The sequence below is a fragment of the Stutzerimonas sp. CXK-1 genome, from assembly GCF_057738225.1.
The window spans coordinates 3,772,394-3,786,436 of the sequence record NZ_CM173217.1 but is presented as its reverse complement, the minus strand read 5'-3'; the positions used below and the strand labels follow the sequence as shown (position 1 = coordinate 3,786,436).

The following is a 14,043-nucleotide window of genomic DNA, read 5'->3' as shown; positions in this document are numbered from 1 at the left end:
AGTCTAAAGGGAAGCGCGCGTCAATTCATCCTGTATCGCCGGCCCGCTCGGCTTGGCCGAGGCCGACCAGGTTGACCACCTTGTGCTGTCGGCGGATCGGCGACGGGCGGCGAAGCGCGCGGAGCATCTCGCCGGCCTGCGCGGCCTGCTGCTGGAGCTCGTCGACATAGCGCGCCAGCAGCTCGCCGCGCCGGGCATCGCTGGCCAGCTGCTTGAGTTGCAGCATGTGGCCTTCGATCTGTTGCTTGTGTTCCAGCGAGAACTGCAGCAGCGGCGTCAGCGCGTCGCTGGCCCACAGATCGGCCTGCTGGCGCACCCGGGCATGCAGGCCGATGACTTCCTGAACCAGGGTGGCGAAGAAACGGCGGGTCAGGGCGTGCTGCTCGGTGAGCAGGGTCTTGAGCTGTCGGCGGAACTGATCGGCCTTGTGCTGCAGTCCGCGTAGCTCGCGCAGAAAGGGTTCGGTGCGAAAGCTCGGGGCATCGAGGCCGTGCAGCGGATTCTCTTCGTTGTGCCGGCGGTAGATGGCCTCGAGCATCTTGTTCGCGCGCTGGGCTTCGAGCTCAAGCGCAGCAAGATCCTGATCGAGCGAGCGGAAGAAGTGCTGGATCGCCAGGTTGATTCCCAGCGTGGTGAGGCTGCCGGTGAGGCTCCGGCGCAGGCGACCAAGGTGCTCCTGCAGACGCTCGGCACGAATCGCCACGCGCAATTGCTCGCCCTGGCGTTGCAGCAGACGCTGGTTGGTTTTCAGGTCGAGCAGGCGCTTGTGATGGCGATTGTGCTCATGGCGAGTGCGGGCCGTCAGTTCCAGCAGCGTCTGTCCGCTGCCCTGCCGGCGTTCGTCAAGCAGGTTGCGCTGCTCGGTGATTCGCTCCAGGCGCCCGTTGAGCACTTGCTGGCTGTTGTGCATCAGGCTCAGAACCTGCTGCACCACGCCTTCTTCGATCAGTCGCTCCTTGTGTGCCAGGACCCGTTCGCTGAGCAGGCGTTCGAGCTGGTCGATGCGGCTGCGCTCGAGCAGCGCTTCATCGTTCCGGGCCCTGGCCAGCAGTGCCTGCTTGGCGGACAGCGGCAGCACGTCTTCGACGCAAATGCCCAGCTGCTGGGCGGTGGTCGCACGTATCTGGTCGATGCTCTCCTGCACGAAGCCTTCCCCGGCCAGGTCGTCCCAGAGCACGTCGATCTTGTTCAGAATGGCAAACAGATTGCCCTCGGTGTCCTCGCCAAGGGGCGCGATATGTCGCTGCCAGATCTGCATGTCGCTAGCGGTGATGCCGGCGTCGGCCGACAGCATGAACAGCACGGCCTGGGCGTTGGGCAGCATGGACAGGGTCAGTTCCGGCTCGCTGCCGAGGGCATTGAGCCCGGGCGTGTCGATCACGCGCAGGCCCTGGCGCAGCAAGGGGTGGTCGAAGTTGACCAAGGCATGCCGCCAGGCCGGCACCAGTACCTTGCCCGGTACATCAGCCGGCTCCAGCGCCTGGGCGTCGAATCCGAGTTCGATGGCGACCTCGGCCGGCACCGCCTTGGTGGTGGCGATCTGGCCGAAGGCTTCGGTCATGTTGGTCGGGTCATGCGGATCAAGTGGCAACTGCAGCCACTGCCGAGGCATGCGCCTGAGCTGGGCGAGCCCGGCATCTTCCAGGCGCGTCTCGATTGGCAGCAGGCGGATGTAGGAACGCTCCGAGCGCGGGTCGAAGAACAGCTCGGTCGGGCACATGGTGGTACGCCCGGCCTGCGAAGGCAGGATGCGACGGCCGAAATTGGCAAAGAACAGACTGTTGATCAGTTCGGTCTTGCCGCGCGAGAACTCGCCAACGAAGGCGAGGGTGATGTGGTCCGTGCGCAGCAGGCGCAGGGCGCGCTCCAGTCGAGCGTCCACCGCTTCGCTGGTCAGGCGGTTGTGAGCCAGCCAGCTGCGATAGCGGGTGATCTCGCGGATGAGATCACGCTTCCAGCCAATGTAGGCGTCCACCTGCCGGTCGAGTCGTTCCATGTGCATCCCTGCCGTGTTGGAAACGGAGTGGCTCGTGCGGTGGCGATTCTGTTCGCCGTGCCGCGCGCCCGCTGCGAGGCCCGGCCGCAGCCGATGGCCAAGCTAGTCTAGAGCGGGCCGGCGGAGCTGCAAACCGCGCAGGCCCGCCCGGCGAGCGGTCGATGATCAGAGCTTGAAACGGTTCTCAGATCAGCGTGCGCAGGATGTTGGGCATGTGCGTCATGGTCGCCAGGTTGCCCACCACCAGCATGTCCAGCAGCTTGATCGCGAGAAACGCGAAGATCGGCGAGATGTCCAGGCCGCCCATGCTTGGCAGCAAGCGCCGGAAAGGCGCCAGAACCGGCTCGCACAACTGGTTGATCAGCTCGGCGGCCGGGTTGTGGCTCTGTGGGGCGACCCAGGACAGGATCACACTGATCAGCAGAGCCCAGAAGAAGATGTTGAGAAACAGGCCGGTGATGCCGACCAGTGCCCAGATCAGCAGCAGCACCGGGTTGCCGGTGGTGCCGTAGGCGATCAGCAGGATCAGGCCCATCAGTACCATTTGCACCAGCAGCGCGAGAATCAGCGATGACAGGTCGAGACTGCCGATGCTGGGAATGACCCGGCGCATCGGGCGCAGCAGCGGGTGCGTGGCGCGGACGATGAACTGGCTGAGCGGGTTGTAGAAGTCGGCGCGCACCAGCTGCAGGATGAAACGCAGCAGCACGATCAGCAGGTACAGGCTGCCGAGCGTCTGCACGACAAGAATCAGGGCTTGCGAGAGTTGGGACATGAATGCTCCTTATTGGCCCAGTTGTTCGGCCAGTTCGGTCGAGCGCTTGGCGGCGGCGTCCAGGGCCTGCTGCACCAGCTGCTCGAAGCCGCCGGCCTGGAAGGCTTTGATCGCCGCCTCGGTGGTTCCGTTCGGCGAGGTTACCCGGCGGCGCAGCTCGCTGGGTTCGACGTCGCTTTCGCACGCCATGCGAGCCGCGCCCAAGGCCGTGTGGGCAGTCAGCTGCGCAGCTGTCTCGCGAGGCAGGCCGAGGCGCTCGCCAGCTGCCGTCATGGCTTCCATCAGCAGGAAGAAGTAGGCCGGGCCACTGCCGGAAACCGCGGTCACCGCGTCGATCAGTCGCTCGTCTTGTAGCCACAAGGCCAGGCCTACTGCGCTGAGCAGCTGCTCGGCCTGCTGCTTCTGCGCGCTGCTGACCTGGGCGTTGGCGTACAGGCCGCTGACGCCCTGGCGCAACAGCGAAGGTGTGTTGGGCATGCAGCGAACGATCGGGCGCGGCCCGCGGGCGCCCTCGCCAAGCCAGCGTTCGAGGCTGGCGCAGCTGATGCCGGCGGCGATGGAGACGATCAGCGCCTCCGCCCCCAGGTGTGCGGCCAGCTCTCGGCAGACGGTCTGCATCACCTGGGGTTTGACCGCCAGCACCACCACCTCGGCGCCGGCGAGCGCCTGTGCATTGTCGGCGAAGACCTCGATACCGTGCTCGGTCGCCAGGCGCGCACGCTGCTCGCTGCCCGGGTCGCTGGCACGGATGGATTCGGCTGCGATGCCCTGGCCGCGCAGGCCGCCAATGAGGCTGGCAGCCATGTTGCCGGCACCGATGAAGGTGATGCGGGGATTGCTCACGGGAACTCCTTTGGTCTATTCAGGCAGGGCGCCCGTAATCACGGGCGCCGAACAGTGCCGTGCCGATGCGGACCCAGGTCGCGCCTTCGGCGATCGCGGCTTCCAGATCCTGGCTCATGCCCATCGAAAGCGTATCGAGCGGCAGGTCGAGCGAGTCCTTCAAGTGGCGCAGGCGGGCAAAGGCTGCGCGTTGTTCCTGAGGATCGTCAGTGGGTGCGGGAATGCACATCAGGCCGCGCAAGCGCAGGTTCGGCAAAGCCGCGACCGATTCGGCCAGTGCCGTGACGTCTTCGGGCGCACAGCCGGATTTGCTGGCCTCGCCACTGACGTTGACCTGCAGGCAGAGGTTAAGCGGCGGCAGGTGCGCTGGACGCTGGTCCGAGAGGCGCTGGGCGATCTTAAGACGGTCCACCGAATGCACCCAGTCGAAATGCTCGGCGATGGGTTTGGTCTTGTTCGACTGGATGGGCCCGATGAAATGCCAGGTCAGCGCCAGGTCGCCGAGTTGCGCCTGCTTGTCGAGTGCTTCCTGCAGGTAGTTCTCGCCGAAATCGCCCACGCCGGCGGCGAAGGCTTCGCGGATCGCGGCCGCCGGCTGGGTCTTGCTCACGGCCAGCAGACCGACTGCTGACGGGGTTCGACCCGCAGCTTGAGCCGCCTCACGGATGCGTGCTGCGACCTTTGCAATATTGTTCGCTATCGTGGACATTACCTGCGCCCGCCGCCTAGGGTCTGCGCGGCATTCTACCCGCTTGCCTGTAATTGGGGAGTCCCATGGATATCACTGAGCTGCTGGCGTTCAGCGCCAAGCAGGGTGCATCGGACCTGCACCTTTCCGCCGGCCTGCCGCCGATGATTCGCGTCGACGGCGACGTGCGCAGGATCAACCTGCCGGCGATGGACCACAAGCAGGTGCATGCGCTGATCTACGACATCATGAACGACAAGCAGCGCAAGGATTTCGAGGAGTTTCTCGAAACCGACTTCTCGTTCGAGGTCCCCGGCGTGGCGCGTTTCCGGGTCAACGCGTTCAACCAGAACCGCGGCGCCGGTGCGGTATTCCGGACCATTCCGTCCAAGGTGCTGACCATGGAAGACCTGGGAATGGGCGAGGTGTTCCGCAAGATCACCGACGTGCCGCGTGGCCTGGTGCTGGTTACCGGCCCGACCGGCTCGGGTAAGTCGACCACCTTGGCGGCGATGCTCGACTACCTCAACAACACCAAGTACCACCATATCCTCACCATCGAAGACCCGATCGAATTCGTCCATGAGTCGAAGAAGTGTCTGGTCAACCAGCGCGAGGTCCATCGCGACACCCTGGGTTTTTCCGAGGCGCTGCGTTCCGCACTGCGTGAGGACCCGGACATCATCCTTGTCGGCGAGATGCGCGATCTGGAAACCATCCGGCTGGCGCTGACAGCCGCCGAAACCGGACACCTGGTATTCGGGACCCTGCACACCACCTCGGCGGCCAAGACCATCGACCGTGTGGTCGACGTGTTCCCGGCCGAGGAAAAGGCCATGGTCCGCTCGATGCTCTCCGAATCGCTGCAGGCAGTGATTTCACAGACACTGCTGAAGAAGATCGGAGGCGGTCGGGTCGCGGCTCACGAGATCATGATCGGCACCCCGGCGATTCGTAATCTGATCCGCGAAGACAAGGTGGCGCAGATGTATTCGGCCATCCAGACCGGCGGTGCGCTGGGCATGCAGACGCTCGACATGTGCCTCAAGGGGCTGGTCGCCAAGGGCCTAATCAGCCGCGAGAGCGCCCGCGAGAAAGCCAAGACCCCGGAAAATATCTGATCGGCCCGGCGGCCCTGCCGCCCGGTCGCCAAGTGCCGCATGACGCGGCTTCGCCAGACGATTGCGAGTCAGCCAAATGGAATTCGAGAAACTGTTGCGCCTGATGGTGGAGAAGGGCGGCTCCGACCTGTTCATCACGGCCGGCGTGCCGCCGTCGATGAAGGTCAACGGCAAGATCATGCCGGTCAGCAAGACGCCGATGTCGCCGGAGATGACCCGCGAAACCGTGCATGGGGTGATGAACGAGCAGCAGCGTCGCGAGTTCACCGAGAACCACGAGTGCAACTTCGCCATCAGCGCTCGGGGGATCGGGCGTTTCCGGGTCAGTGCGTTCTACCAGCGCAACCTCGCCGGCATGGTCCTGCGGCGGATCGAGACCAACATCCCCACGCTCGAAGACCTCAAACTGCCCGACGTGTTGAAGAAGCTGGCGCTGACCAAGCGGGGGCTGGTGCTGTTCGTCGGGGCGACCGGTACTGGCAAGTCCACGTCGCTGGCGGCAATGATTGGCTACCGCAACAAGAATACCAGTGGCCACATCATCTCCATCGAAGACCCGATCGAATTCATCCACCAGCACCAGAGCTGCATCGTGACTCAGCGCGAGGTGGGCATCGATACGGAGTCGTTCGAGGTGGCGCTGAAGAACACCCTGCGCCAGGCGCCTGACGTCATCCTCATCGGCGAAGTGCGGACCCGCGAGACGATGGATTATGCCGTGGCGTTCGCCGAGACCGGCCACTTGTGCCTGGCCACGCTGCATGCCAACAACGCCAACCAGGCGCTGGACCGCATCATCAACTTCTTCCCGGCTGATCGGCAGCAGCAGGTATGGATGGACCTGTCGCTGAACCTCAAGGCCATCGTCGCCCAGCAGCTGGTGCCGACACCCGACGGCAAGGGGCGGCGAGCGGTGATCGAGGTGCTGATCAACACTCCGCTGGCCGCCGACCTGATCCGCAAAGGCGAGGTGCATGAGCTCAAGGGGCTGATGAAGCGATCCACCGAGCAAGGCATGCAGACCTTCGATCAGGCGCTCTACAACCTCTATGTGCAAGGCGAGATCACCTACGAGGACGCCTTGGCTCATGCCGATTCGGCCAACGACCTGCGCCTGATGATCAAGCTGGGCTCGGAAACCGACAGCGAGCACCTCACCAGCGTGTCCCAGGGGCTGCGCCTGGAAGTCAGTGACGACGATCCGGGCTTCCGGATGCGCTGATGCCGGGCCGGCTCGACGCAACGCCGGGCGCTTCCCGGCCGATGCGCCGGCCGGCGCGTCCTACCAGAGCCGCCGCCTGGCCGGTGCGTCGGTCACCGTTGCGTGCGTCGATCAGCAGTTCGCAGAGGGCAGTGCCTTCGGGGAGGTCCTTCCAGAACCGCGCCGGCAGACCCTTGAGCAGAGCCTCGCGGTTGACCCGCGCCGGGTTGAAGATACTGCGGTAATAGGTCTGCCAGAGCGCCTCGTCCGGATCCGTCGTGGTGCGCGCGAGCGCCTGCCAGGTGGGCGGGCAGGGGCTGATCAGCGCGGCCTGGCGACCGTTCCAGAGGGCGGCAGCCTGTGGCGTTGCAATCATCCAGGGCGTCCCGCCCATGCGATTGGCGAAATGCTCGATCGCCAGGTCGAGCACATCATGTGCCGGCTCGTGCCAGGCCACGAAGTGCTCGGCCGGCTCGCCCAGGGGGCGGAAGCGAACGAAGGCGTGCAGATGGTGGAGCTCGCGCTGCACCGCCTTTACCCGCCGCTGCAACAGGCTGCCGTCGCGGTCACCGGCGAGCATCGCGCAGCGGTCGCCCCGGCAGGCACGCCAGAGCACTCGGTAGAGCAGGCTCCAGCGATCCTCGCTGCGAAAGCGGGCGGCGAGCTGGAGCAGGGCGGGGAGTTCGCGCGGTATGCGGATCGAGCCTGCCGGCTCGGCTGGGAGTAAATCCGCCGCTGCGCCGAAGAGCTCGGTCTGGTCGGTGGTAGCGTCCAGCCAGACGACTTCGGATGGCGCCAGGCCTGCCAGCAGGCAGTGGCGGGCTTGCAGACGCCACGCCTCGAAGGTGCCGTCGAAGCGGATCGGCTGCATCACAACAGCTCCAGTTGGGTCGAGTGATCGCGCAGGCGCTGACGCAGGACGGCCGATTCGAGCGTGGCCTGCTGCGGCCGGTAGTCCTGGGTGATGATGAAGGGTGCCGCTTTTTCCACGGCGCAGCGCAAACGCTGTAGGTCGGCGTAGCGCAGTCGCCGCTCGCGGCGCAGTTCGACCAGCCGCCGGGCGTTGAGGACCCCAATCCCCGGTACCCGCGCTATCAGCGCAGGCTCGGCACGGTTCAGGTCCAGTGGAAAGAGTGCCCGGTTGGCCAGCGCCCAGGCCAGCTTGGGGTCAATGTCCAAAGCCAGATCGCCAGCTTTCGGTAGTAGCTCCTCGCTCTTGAATCCGTAGCCGCGCAGCAGAAAATCCGCCTGGTAGAGACGATGCTCGCGCAGCAGCGGCGGCGGTTGCTGCGGTACCGAGCGCGGGCTTTGCGGAATGGGGCTGAAGGCCGAATAGTAGACGCGCTTGAGACGATAGGCGCCATAAAGGGTCTCGGCGGTACGCAGGATGGTCCGATCATCGGTCGCGTCGGCACCGACGATCATCTGCGTGCTTTGCCCGGCTGGCGCGAAGCTGGCCGCCCTGTGTTCGGCTTGCGCCTGATGCGCACCCTCGTGAATCACCTTCATGGCCAGGCGAATGCTGCCAGCCTGCTTCTCCGGTGCCAGGCGTGACAGGCTCTGATCGGTGGGCAGCTCGATATTCACGCTCAGGCGATCGGCGTAGCGGCCGGCTTCCTCGATCAGTAGCGGATCGGCATCGGGAATGGTCTTGAGGTGAATGTAGCCACGAAAGGCATGCTCCTCGCGCAGCAGCCGGGCCACGCGATTGAGCTGCTCCATGGTGTAATCGGCCGAGCGGATGATGCCGGAACTGAGAAACAGCCCGCTGACCAGGTTGCGCCGATAGAAGTCGAGCGTCAGGCGGACCACCTCCTCCGGCGCGAAGCGCGCTCGCGGCACATCGCTGGAGCGGCGATTGATGCAGTATTGGCAGTCGTAGAGACAGAAGTTGGTCAGCAGGACCTTGAGTAGTGAGACGCAGCGGCCGTCGGGCGTGAAACTGTGGCAGATGCCCATGCCGCTGGTCGAACCCAGGCCGTTGCGCCCTCTCGAGCTACGCTTGGGGGCGCCGCTGCTGGCACAGGACGCGTCATACTTGGCGGCATCGGCAAGAATGCTGAGCTTTTCGATCAATTGCATGGCGGGGCACGTGATACTGTTTATGCGTACAGTATCACGCTGCGCGAGCCTTACAAATCCGGCCGGCGAACGGTCGGCAACGAAGGGGGAGAACTCATGTATCAGGACACCCACAGCAAGGTCATTGGCTACCTACTATGGATCTTCGGCTTTCTCGGCTCGCATCGCTTCTATTACGGCAAGCCGGTTACCGGCACCATCTGGTTCTTCACGCTCGGCCTGTTCTTCGTTGGCTGGATTATCGACCTGTTCCTGATTCCCTCGATGGACCGCGAGGCAGATCTGCGCTTTCAGGCCGGTCCGATCGACTACAACATCGCCTGGATTCTGCTGACCTTTCTCGGCGTCTTTGGCGTGCACCGTCTGTATCAGGGCAAGTGGATCACCGGCATCCTCTACCTGTTCACTGGCGGCCTGTTCTTCATCGGGGTGCTCTACGACTTCTGGACGCTGAACGACCAGATTTCCGTGCGCAACGCCGAGCGTCGCGGGCTCTGAAAAAAGCAAAGGCCGGAGCGGGCTCCGGCCTTTCGCGTTACGCCTGGTAGACGAGCTTGCCGTCGACCAGCGTGTAGCGCACCGCGCCGGGCAGGCAATGTCCGAGGAAGGGGCTGTTGCGCCCCTTCGATAGCCAGCGCTCGCCGACCAGGGTCGAGGCGTCAGGGTCGAACAGCGTCAGGTCCGCGGCTTCGCCTACCGCCAGCCGGCCCACCGGCAGCCCGAGGGCCTGTGCCGGGCCGGACGCCAGCCGGGCCAGCAGGGTCGGCAGGTCGAGCAGGCCGTCCTGCACAAGCGTCAGGGCCAGTGGCAGCTGGATTTCCACGCCACTGATGCCAGGTTCGGTTTCACCGAACGGTGCCAGTTTGGCATCGGCCTCGTGCGGCTGGTGGTGACTGGCGATGGCGCCGATCACGCCCGCGCGCACTGCCTCGCGCAAGCCGTCGCGGTCGGCCAGACTGCGCAGCGGCGGTTGCACGTGATACAGGCTGGAAAAACCGTGCAGCGCTTCGTCGGTGAGAATCAGTTGGTAGAGGGCGACGTCGGCCGTTACCGGCAGACCGCGGGCCTGGGCGTCGGCAATCATCTGCGCGCCGCGGGCGCTGGTCAGCTGGGTGAAATGAGCACGCACGCCGGCGCGCTCGACCAGGAGCAGGTTGCGCGCCAGGGCAACCGTTTCGGCCGTCTCGGGAATCCCGGCCAGGCCAAGGAAGCTGGCGGCCGGGCCCTCGTGAGCGAGGCCGCCGGCGGCCAGGTCGCGATCCTGCGAGTGAATGACCACGGTCAGGTCGAACGTCGCGGCGTACTCCAGCGCCCGGCGCAGGTTGCGCGTGCTGCCAAACTCGGTCAGCCCGTTGCCGAAGGCGACGCAGCCGGCGTCGCGCAGCGCGACCAGCTCGGCCAGCTGTTCGCCGGCCAGGTTGCGAGTCAGGGCGCCGATGGGGAAGACCTTCGCATGGCCGGACTCGCGGGCCCGGTCGAGAATGAGTTCGGCAACCGCGGTAGTGTCGAGTACCGGCCTGGTGTCCGGTGGGCAGCACAGGCTGGTCACGCCGCCGGCTGCGGCCGCCAGGGTTTCGCTGGCAATACTGCCTTTGCGGCTGTAGCCCGGTTCACGGAGCGCCACTGACAGATCGACCAGGCCCGCCGTGGCGACCAGTCCGCCAGCTTCGATGCGCTGCTCGGCGGCAAAGCCTGCCGGTGCGGTGCCGATGGCGGCGATGCGGCCGTTTTCCACATGGATGTCGGCGATCTCGTCCCGCCCGCTGGCCGGGTCGATGACGCGCGCGCCGAGGATGCTCGTCAGCATCGGGTCTGCTCCTCGGTGAGATGTTCGGATTCGAGCTGGCGCTGGGCGGTCTGGCCGCTCATCGCCATGGACAGGACGGCCATGCGAATGGCGATGCCGTAGGTGACCTGGTTGAGGATCACCGATTGCGGGCCGTCGGCGACGGCGGATTCGATCTCGACACCGCGGTTGATCGGTCCAGGGTGCATGACGATGGCATCGGGTCTGGCCAGGGCAAGACGCGCAGTGGTCAGGCCGTAGAGGCGGTAGAACTCACCTTCGCTCGGCAGCAGCCCGCCCTGCATGCGTTCGCGCTGCAGCCGCAGCATGATGATCACGTCGACGTCGCGCAGGCCCTCGTTCATATCGTTGAACACCCGCACCCCATACTGCTCGAGCCCTTCGGGCAGCAGGGTGCGCGGGCCGATGACGCGGATGTCGGGGCAACCCAGGGTGCGCAGGGCCAGCATGTTCGAGCGCGCCACCCGCGAATGCAGGATGTCGCCGACGATCGCGACCGAAAGGTTTTCGAAGCTGCCTTTGTGTCGGCGGATGGTCAGCATGTCGAGCATGCCCTGGGTCGGGTGCGCATGGCGGCCATCGCCGCCATTGATCACCGCCACGTTGGGGCTGACATGTTCGGCGATGAAATGTGCCGCGCCCGACTCGGCGTGCCGCACCACGAACATGTCGGCGGCCATGGCCTCCAGGTTACGCAAGGTGTCGGTCAGCGTTTCACCCTTGCTCGTCGAGGATGTCGAAACGTTCAGGGTAATGACGTCGGCTGACAGGCGCTGGGCGGCCAGCTCGAAGGTTGTGCGGGTGCGCGTCGAATTCTCGAAGAACACGTTGCACACCGTCTTGCCGCGCAACAGCGGAACCTTCTTGACGGCCCGTGCGCCGATTTCGAGAAAGGAATCGGCCGTATCGAGGATTTCGGTGAGCAGTTCGCGGGACAGACCGTCCAGCGAGAGGAAGTGGCGCAGCTGTCCGTTGTCGTTCAGCTGCAGCGGGCGCTTGGCAGCGGTAGGCATCATCGCGGGATCTCAGTTGGCGGCGTCGAGCGTCTGGAATTCGAGTGCGAGTGGCGCAGGGCCGAGCAATTTTACCCGCTGGTCAGCGGGCAGCGACAGCGTTGCACCCACCACATCGGGCCGGATCGGCAGTTCGCGTGCATCGAGGTCGAGCAGGCAGACCAGGGTGACACTGGCGGGGCGGCCGTAATCGAACAGTTCGTTCAGCGCGGCACGAATAGTACGGCCGGTCATCAGCACATCATCGACCAATACCAGATGTTGCCCCTCGATCTCGAATGGCAGTTCGGACGGGCGCACCTGCGGGTGCAGACCGTTCTGCGTGAAATCGTCGCGATAGAAGGAGACATCGAGGATGCCCAGGGCCGTTTCCCGGCCGCCGGCGGCTAGCAGCGCCTGGGCGACCCAGACGCCACCGGTGCGAATGCCGACGAAGCGTGGTTCGGCGATACCGCGGCGCGACAGATGATCGTCCAGTGCCGCGGCCATTTGTGGCAGCAGCTGGTCGGGGTTGGGCAGGTTCATGCGATCTCCTTGAAATCAGTCATGCTGGCCGTGCTGGTCAAGCCAGCCTTCCAAAAGCAGTGCGGCAGCCAGCGCATCCACCGGGCGCTCGCGGTAGCCGCCGCGCTGGCCCTGGCGCAGGCGCTGGCCCTTGGCCTCGAATGTGGTGAGGCGCTCGTCGTGAGTGTGCACGGGCAGGTTGAAGCGACCCTGCAGCCGGCGGGCAAATCTGAGCGCGCGCTCGCTCATTTCGCTGGGCGTTCCGTCCATGTTCAGTGGCAGGCCGACGACGATCGCATCGGGCTGCCACTCGCTGACCAGCCTGGCGACCTGGTCCCAGTCCGGCACGCCATTCTGCGCCTTCAGGACACAGAGTTCGCGCGCCTGGCCGGTGACGGCCTGGCCGACGGCTACGCCGATCTGTTTGGTACCGTAGTCGAAGCCGAGTAGCAGTCGCGGCGCGCTCATGCATGGCCCGCCTGGCTGCTGAGCAAGGCGAGATCGATGCCGAGGCTGGCGGCCGCGGCCTTCAGGCGCTGTTCGTGCGGCAGTTGGAAGAGGATGTCGTGCCGAACCGGACAGCTGAGCCAGGTATTGTCGGCCAACTCCGCTTCGAGCTGGCCGGCATCCCAGCCGGCGTAGCCGAGGGCGACCAGGTAGTGCTGTGGGCCGTGGCCGTCGGCGATTGCGAACAACACATCCTGCGACGTGGTCATGGCCAGCTCGCCCAGTGCAAGGGTGGCCTGATAGCTGTGGCTGCCCGGATGCAGCACGAAGCCGCGATCGGTCTGGACCGGGCCACCGGCAAACACCGGCAGGCTCTGGCAGATGATCGGGCAAGGCTCGTCCGGGCGCAGTTGCTCGAGAACGTCCGCCAGATTCAGGCCGCTCGGGTCGTTGACCACCAGCCCCATCGCGCCTTCCGGGCCGTGCTCGACGACATAGATCAGCTTCCGGGCAAAGTTGGGGTCGGCCATGTGTGGCATGGCCATCAGGAATTGATGCTTGAGGTAGCTTGGCGCGGTGTTCTTCATGCCGGCTAGCTTAAGCGCTGGGCGGGCGGCCGGCTACTGGGTGGTGCGAACCGACCCGGGTCAGCGGCTGGAGAGGCGGTCGCCGCGTTCGAAACGCCAGGTCCGGATGATTTCCACCTGATCGAACTTCTTCGCCAGCTCGCCGCTGAACGGCGCGAAGGGGGCCGCGAGCCGAACGATGCGCATGGCGGCGTCGTCCAGCAGCTTTTGTCCTGACGATTCGATGACGCGCAGTTCTTGTACCGTGCCGTCACGATTGATCGTCACGAGCAGCCGCAGGCTGCCGTAGATGCGCTGGCGCCGGGCTTCGTCCGGATAGTTGAGGTTGCCGATGCGCTCGACCTTCTTACGCCACTCGTCGCGATACCAGGCGCTGATGTCGCGCATGGTTGCCGCGCTGTTCTGACGGTTCACCCGCGGGCGCTTGGCATAGCGCTCGATGTCTTGCGCAAGCTCGGCCTCGAGGCTGGCAATCTCGGCGCTCAGTTGTGAGGAGTCGAAAGCCGGCGTCGGTTGAGGTTCGGGCTGGGCTTTTTCCTGGCGCTTGACCGGTGTCTTGTCCGGCTGTGGCGCGCGCGTCGCGACTGCAGCCTTGGGCGCTTCCTGGCGCACCGAGCGGGGCGGAGTGGCCGGCGGTGACACCTTGCGCACCTCGGTGTCGTGAAATGGCGCCTGCTCGGTGGTTTTGGGTGCTGCCTTGTGCTCCAGCGTACCGCTGCCCTGCTGGTTGTCCTGTGCGAGGAAGTCGGCCTGTTCGGGCTGCTTCTCGCTGCGAAACGTGGACAGCGTGATTTCTAGCGTCTTGCTGATCGAGCGCGGCTCGCTCAGTGAAAAGCCGAGCCCGAGGATCAGCGCCACATGCAATACCGTTGCGACAAACAAGGTGAAGCCCAGACGATCCGCAGGGCGCACCTGAGAAGGTTGGGGGCTGGGCTGACGGGCTGCTGCGTTCATCGCTATGGGGTCGGTTCGAAGTGCG

At 65.2% G+C, this 14,043-nt stretch carries 15 protein-coding genes; 3 read left to right on the top strand and 12 right to left on the bottom strand.

Annotated elements, in window-relative coordinates; translation table 11 throughout:
* Positions 1-25: 25 nt before the first annotated feature.
* The 4 genes from AC0KXH_RS18000 to AC0KXH_RS17985 form a co-directional block, all read right to left on the bottom strand.
* The gene (locus AC0KXH_RS18000) at positions 26-2,002 is read right to left on the bottom strand and encodes a dynamin family protein (RefSeq protein WP_052264597.1); all 1,977 of its coding nucleotides are present in this window, start codon (positions 2,000-2,002) and stop codon (positions 26-28) included.
* Between the two features lie 178 nt (positions 2,003-2,180).
* Complete coding sequence (locus AC0KXH_RS17995) at positions 2,181-2,771, bottom strand: YggT family protein (protein WP_041108406.1); 591 nt, start codon at positions 2,769-2,771, stop codon at positions 2,181-2,183.
* Between the two features lie 9 nt (positions 2,772-2,780).
* The gene (proC, locus tag AC0KXH_RS17990) at positions 2,781-3,614 is read right to left on the bottom strand and encodes a pyrroline-5-carboxylate reductase (protein WP_488223813.1); all 834 of its coding nucleotides are present in this window, start codon (positions 3,612-3,614) and stop codon (positions 2,781-2,783) included.
* Positions 3,615-3,633: 19 nt separating this feature from the next.
* Positions 3,634-4,323 (bottom strand): YggS family pyridoxal phosphate-dependent enzyme, encoded by a 690-nt coding sequence (locus AC0KXH_RS17985; protein ID WP_061339185.1) that lies wholly within the window; start codon positions 4,321-4,323, stop codon positions 3,634-3,636.
* Positions 4,324-4,388: 65 nt separating this feature from the next.
* On the opposite strand from AC0KXH_RS17985, the gene pilT reads away from it, so the two are divergent.
* Both pilT and AC0KXH_RS17975 read left to right on the top strand, forming a co-directional pair.
* Complete coding sequence (gene pilT / locus AC0KXH_RS17980; protein ID WP_043222415.1) at positions 4,389-5,423, top strand: type IV pilus twitching motility protein PilT; 1,035 nt, start codon at positions 4,389-4,391, stop codon at positions 5,421-5,423.
* A gap of 76 nt (positions 5,424-5,499) precedes the next feature.
* Positions 5,500-6,645 carry a PilT/PilU family type 4a pilus ATPase gene (locus tag AC0KXH_RS17975; RefSeq protein ID WP_041108398.1) on the top strand — a complete coding sequence of 382 codons (1,146 nt, stop codon included), beginning with the start codon at positions 5,500-5,502 and terminating at the stop codon, positions 6,643-6,645.
* Here the strand turns inward: AC0KXH_RS17975 and AC0KXH_RS17970 are convergent.
* Both AC0KXH_RS17970 and AC0KXH_RS17965 read right to left on the bottom strand, forming a co-directional pair.
* Positions 6,611-7,495, bottom strand: coding sequence for a TIGR03915 family putative DNA repair protein (locus tag AC0KXH_RS17970; RefSeq protein WP_488223812.1), 885 nt, complete (start codon positions 7,493-7,495; stop codon positions 6,611-6,613). The two genes, AC0KXH_RS17975 and AC0KXH_RS17970, sit on opposite strands and share 35 nt — an antisense overlap.
* Positions 7,495-8,706 carry a putative DNA modification/repair radical SAM protein gene (locus AC0KXH_RS17965; RefSeq protein WP_488223811.1) on the bottom strand — a complete coding sequence of 404 codons (1,212 nt, stop codon included), beginning with the start codon at positions 8,704-8,706 and terminating at the stop codon, positions 7,495-7,497. The genes AC0KXH_RS17970 and AC0KXH_RS17965 overlap by 1 nt, the downstream gene beginning before the upstream one ends.
* A 96-nt stretch (positions 8,707-8,802) precedes the next feature.
* On the opposite strand from AC0KXH_RS17965, the gene AC0KXH_RS17960 reads away from it, so the two are divergent.
* Positions 8,803-9,204, top strand: coding sequence for an NINE protein (locus AC0KXH_RS17960; RefSeq protein WP_041108393.1), 402 nt, complete (start codon positions 8,803-8,805; stop codon positions 9,202-9,204).
* Positions 9,205-9,241: 37 nt separating this feature from the next.
* On the opposite strand, the gene AC0KXH_RS17955 is transcribed toward AC0KXH_RS17960, so the two are convergent.
* Genes AC0KXH_RS17955 through AC0KXH_RS17930 form a run of 6 tightly spaced genes read right to left on the bottom strand, consistent with a single transcriptional unit; the run spans position 9,242 to position 14,018 of the window.
* Positions 9,242-10,513: a dihydroorotase gene (locus tag AC0KXH_RS17955; RefSeq protein WP_041108391.1), complete on the bottom strand. Its 1,272-nt coding sequence runs from the start codon at positions 10,511-10,513 to the stop codon at positions 9,242-9,244.
* Positions 10,507-11,529 (bottom strand): aspartate carbamoyltransferase catalytic subunit, encoded by a 1,023-nt coding sequence (locus tag AC0KXH_RS17950; RefSeq protein WP_256431533.1) that lies wholly within the window; start codon positions 11,527-11,529, stop codon positions 10,507-10,509. The genes AC0KXH_RS17955 and AC0KXH_RS17950 overlap by 7 nt, the downstream gene beginning before the upstream one ends.
* 9 nt (positions 11,530-11,538) lie before the next feature.
* Entirely contained in the window at positions 11,539-12,051 is a 513-nt protein-coding gene (gene pyrR, locus AC0KXH_RS17945; protein WP_043222401.1) for a bifunctional pyr operon transcriptional regulator/uracil phosphoribosyltransferase PyrR, read from the bottom strand.
* A 15-nt stretch (positions 12,052-12,066) separates the two neighbouring features.
* Positions 12,067-12,498 (bottom strand): Holliday junction resolvase RuvX, encoded by a 432-nt coding sequence (ruvX, locus tag AC0KXH_RS17940; RefSeq protein ID WP_312358148.1) that lies wholly within the window; start codon positions 12,496-12,498, stop codon positions 12,067-12,069.
* Positions 12,495-13,064, bottom strand: coding sequence for a YqgE/AlgH family protein (locus AC0KXH_RS17935; protein WP_488223810.1), 570 nt, complete (start codon positions 13,062-13,064; stop codon positions 12,495-12,497). The genes ruvX and AC0KXH_RS17935 overlap by 4 nt, the downstream gene beginning before the upstream one ends.
* A gap of 60 nt (positions 13,065-13,124) precedes the next feature.
* A complete protein-coding gene (locus AC0KXH_RS17930) occupies positions 13,125-14,018 on the bottom strand; it encodes an energy transducer TonB (protein WP_488223809.1) in 894 nt (297 codons plus the stop codon).
* Between the last annotated feature and the right edge of the window lie 25 nt (positions 14,019-14,043).

What these genes read in the sequence shown, in the direction of transcription:
- AC0KXH_RS17995 (WP_041108406.1), bottom strand. Translation starts at nt 2,771, where the DNA reads ATGTCCCAACTCTCGCAAGCCCTGATTCTTGTCGTGCAGACGCTCGGC.
- pyrR (WP_043222401.1), bottom strand. Translation starts at nt 12,051, where the DNA reads ATGAACCTGCCCAACCCCGACCAGCTGCTGCCACAAATGGCCGCGGCA.
- AC0KXH_RS17970 (WP_488223812.1), bottom strand. Translation starts at nt 7,495, where the DNA reads ATGCAGCCGATCCGCTTCGACGGCACCTTCGAGGCGTGGCGTCTGCAA.
- ruvX (WP_312358148.1), bottom strand. Translation starts at nt 12,498, where the DNA reads ATGAGCGCGCCGCGACTGCTACTCGGCTTCGACTACGGTACCAAACAG.
- AC0KXH_RS17935 (WP_488223810.1), bottom strand. Translation starts at nt 13,064, where the DNA reads ATGAAGAACACCGCGCCAAGCTACCTCAAGCATCAATTCCTGATGGCC.
- AC0KXH_RS17930 (WP_488223809.1), bottom strand. Translation starts at nt 14,018, where the DNA reads ATGAACGCAGCAGCCCGTCAGCCCAGCCCCCAACCTTCTCAGGTGCGC.
- AC0KXH_RS17960 (WP_041108393.1), top strand. Translation starts at nt 8,803, where the DNA reads ATGTATCAGGACACCCACAGCAAGGTCATTGGCTACCTACTATGGATC.
- AC0KXH_RS17975 (WP_041108398.1), top strand. Translation starts at nt 5,500, where the DNA reads ATGGAATTCGAGAAACTGTTGCGCCTGATGGTGGAGAAGGGCGGCTCC.
- pilT (WP_043222415.1), top strand. Translation starts at nt 4,389, where the DNA reads ATGGATATCACTGAGCTGCTGGCGTTCAGCGCCAAGCAGGGTGCATCG.
- AC0KXH_RS18000 (WP_052264597.1), bottom strand. Translation starts at nt 2,002, where the DNA reads ATGCACATGGAACGACTCGACCGGCAGGTGGACGCCTACATTGGCTGG.
- AC0KXH_RS17955 (WP_041108391.1), bottom strand. Translation starts at nt 10,513, where the DNA reads ATGCTGACGAGCATCCTCGGCGCGCGCGTCATCGACCCGGCCAGCGGG.
- AC0KXH_RS17985 (WP_061339185.1), bottom strand. Translation starts at nt 4,323, where the DNA reads ATGTCCACGATAGCGAACAATATTGCAAAGGTCGCAGCACGCATCCGT.
- AC0KXH_RS17965 (WP_488223811.1), bottom strand. Translation starts at nt 8,706, where the DNA reads ATGCAATTGATCGAAAAGCTCAGCATTCTTGCCGATGCCGCCAAGTAT.
- AC0KXH_RS17950 (WP_256431533.1), bottom strand. Translation starts at nt 11,529, where the DNA reads ATGATGCCTACCGCTGCCAAGCGCCCGCTGCAGCTGAACGACAACGGA.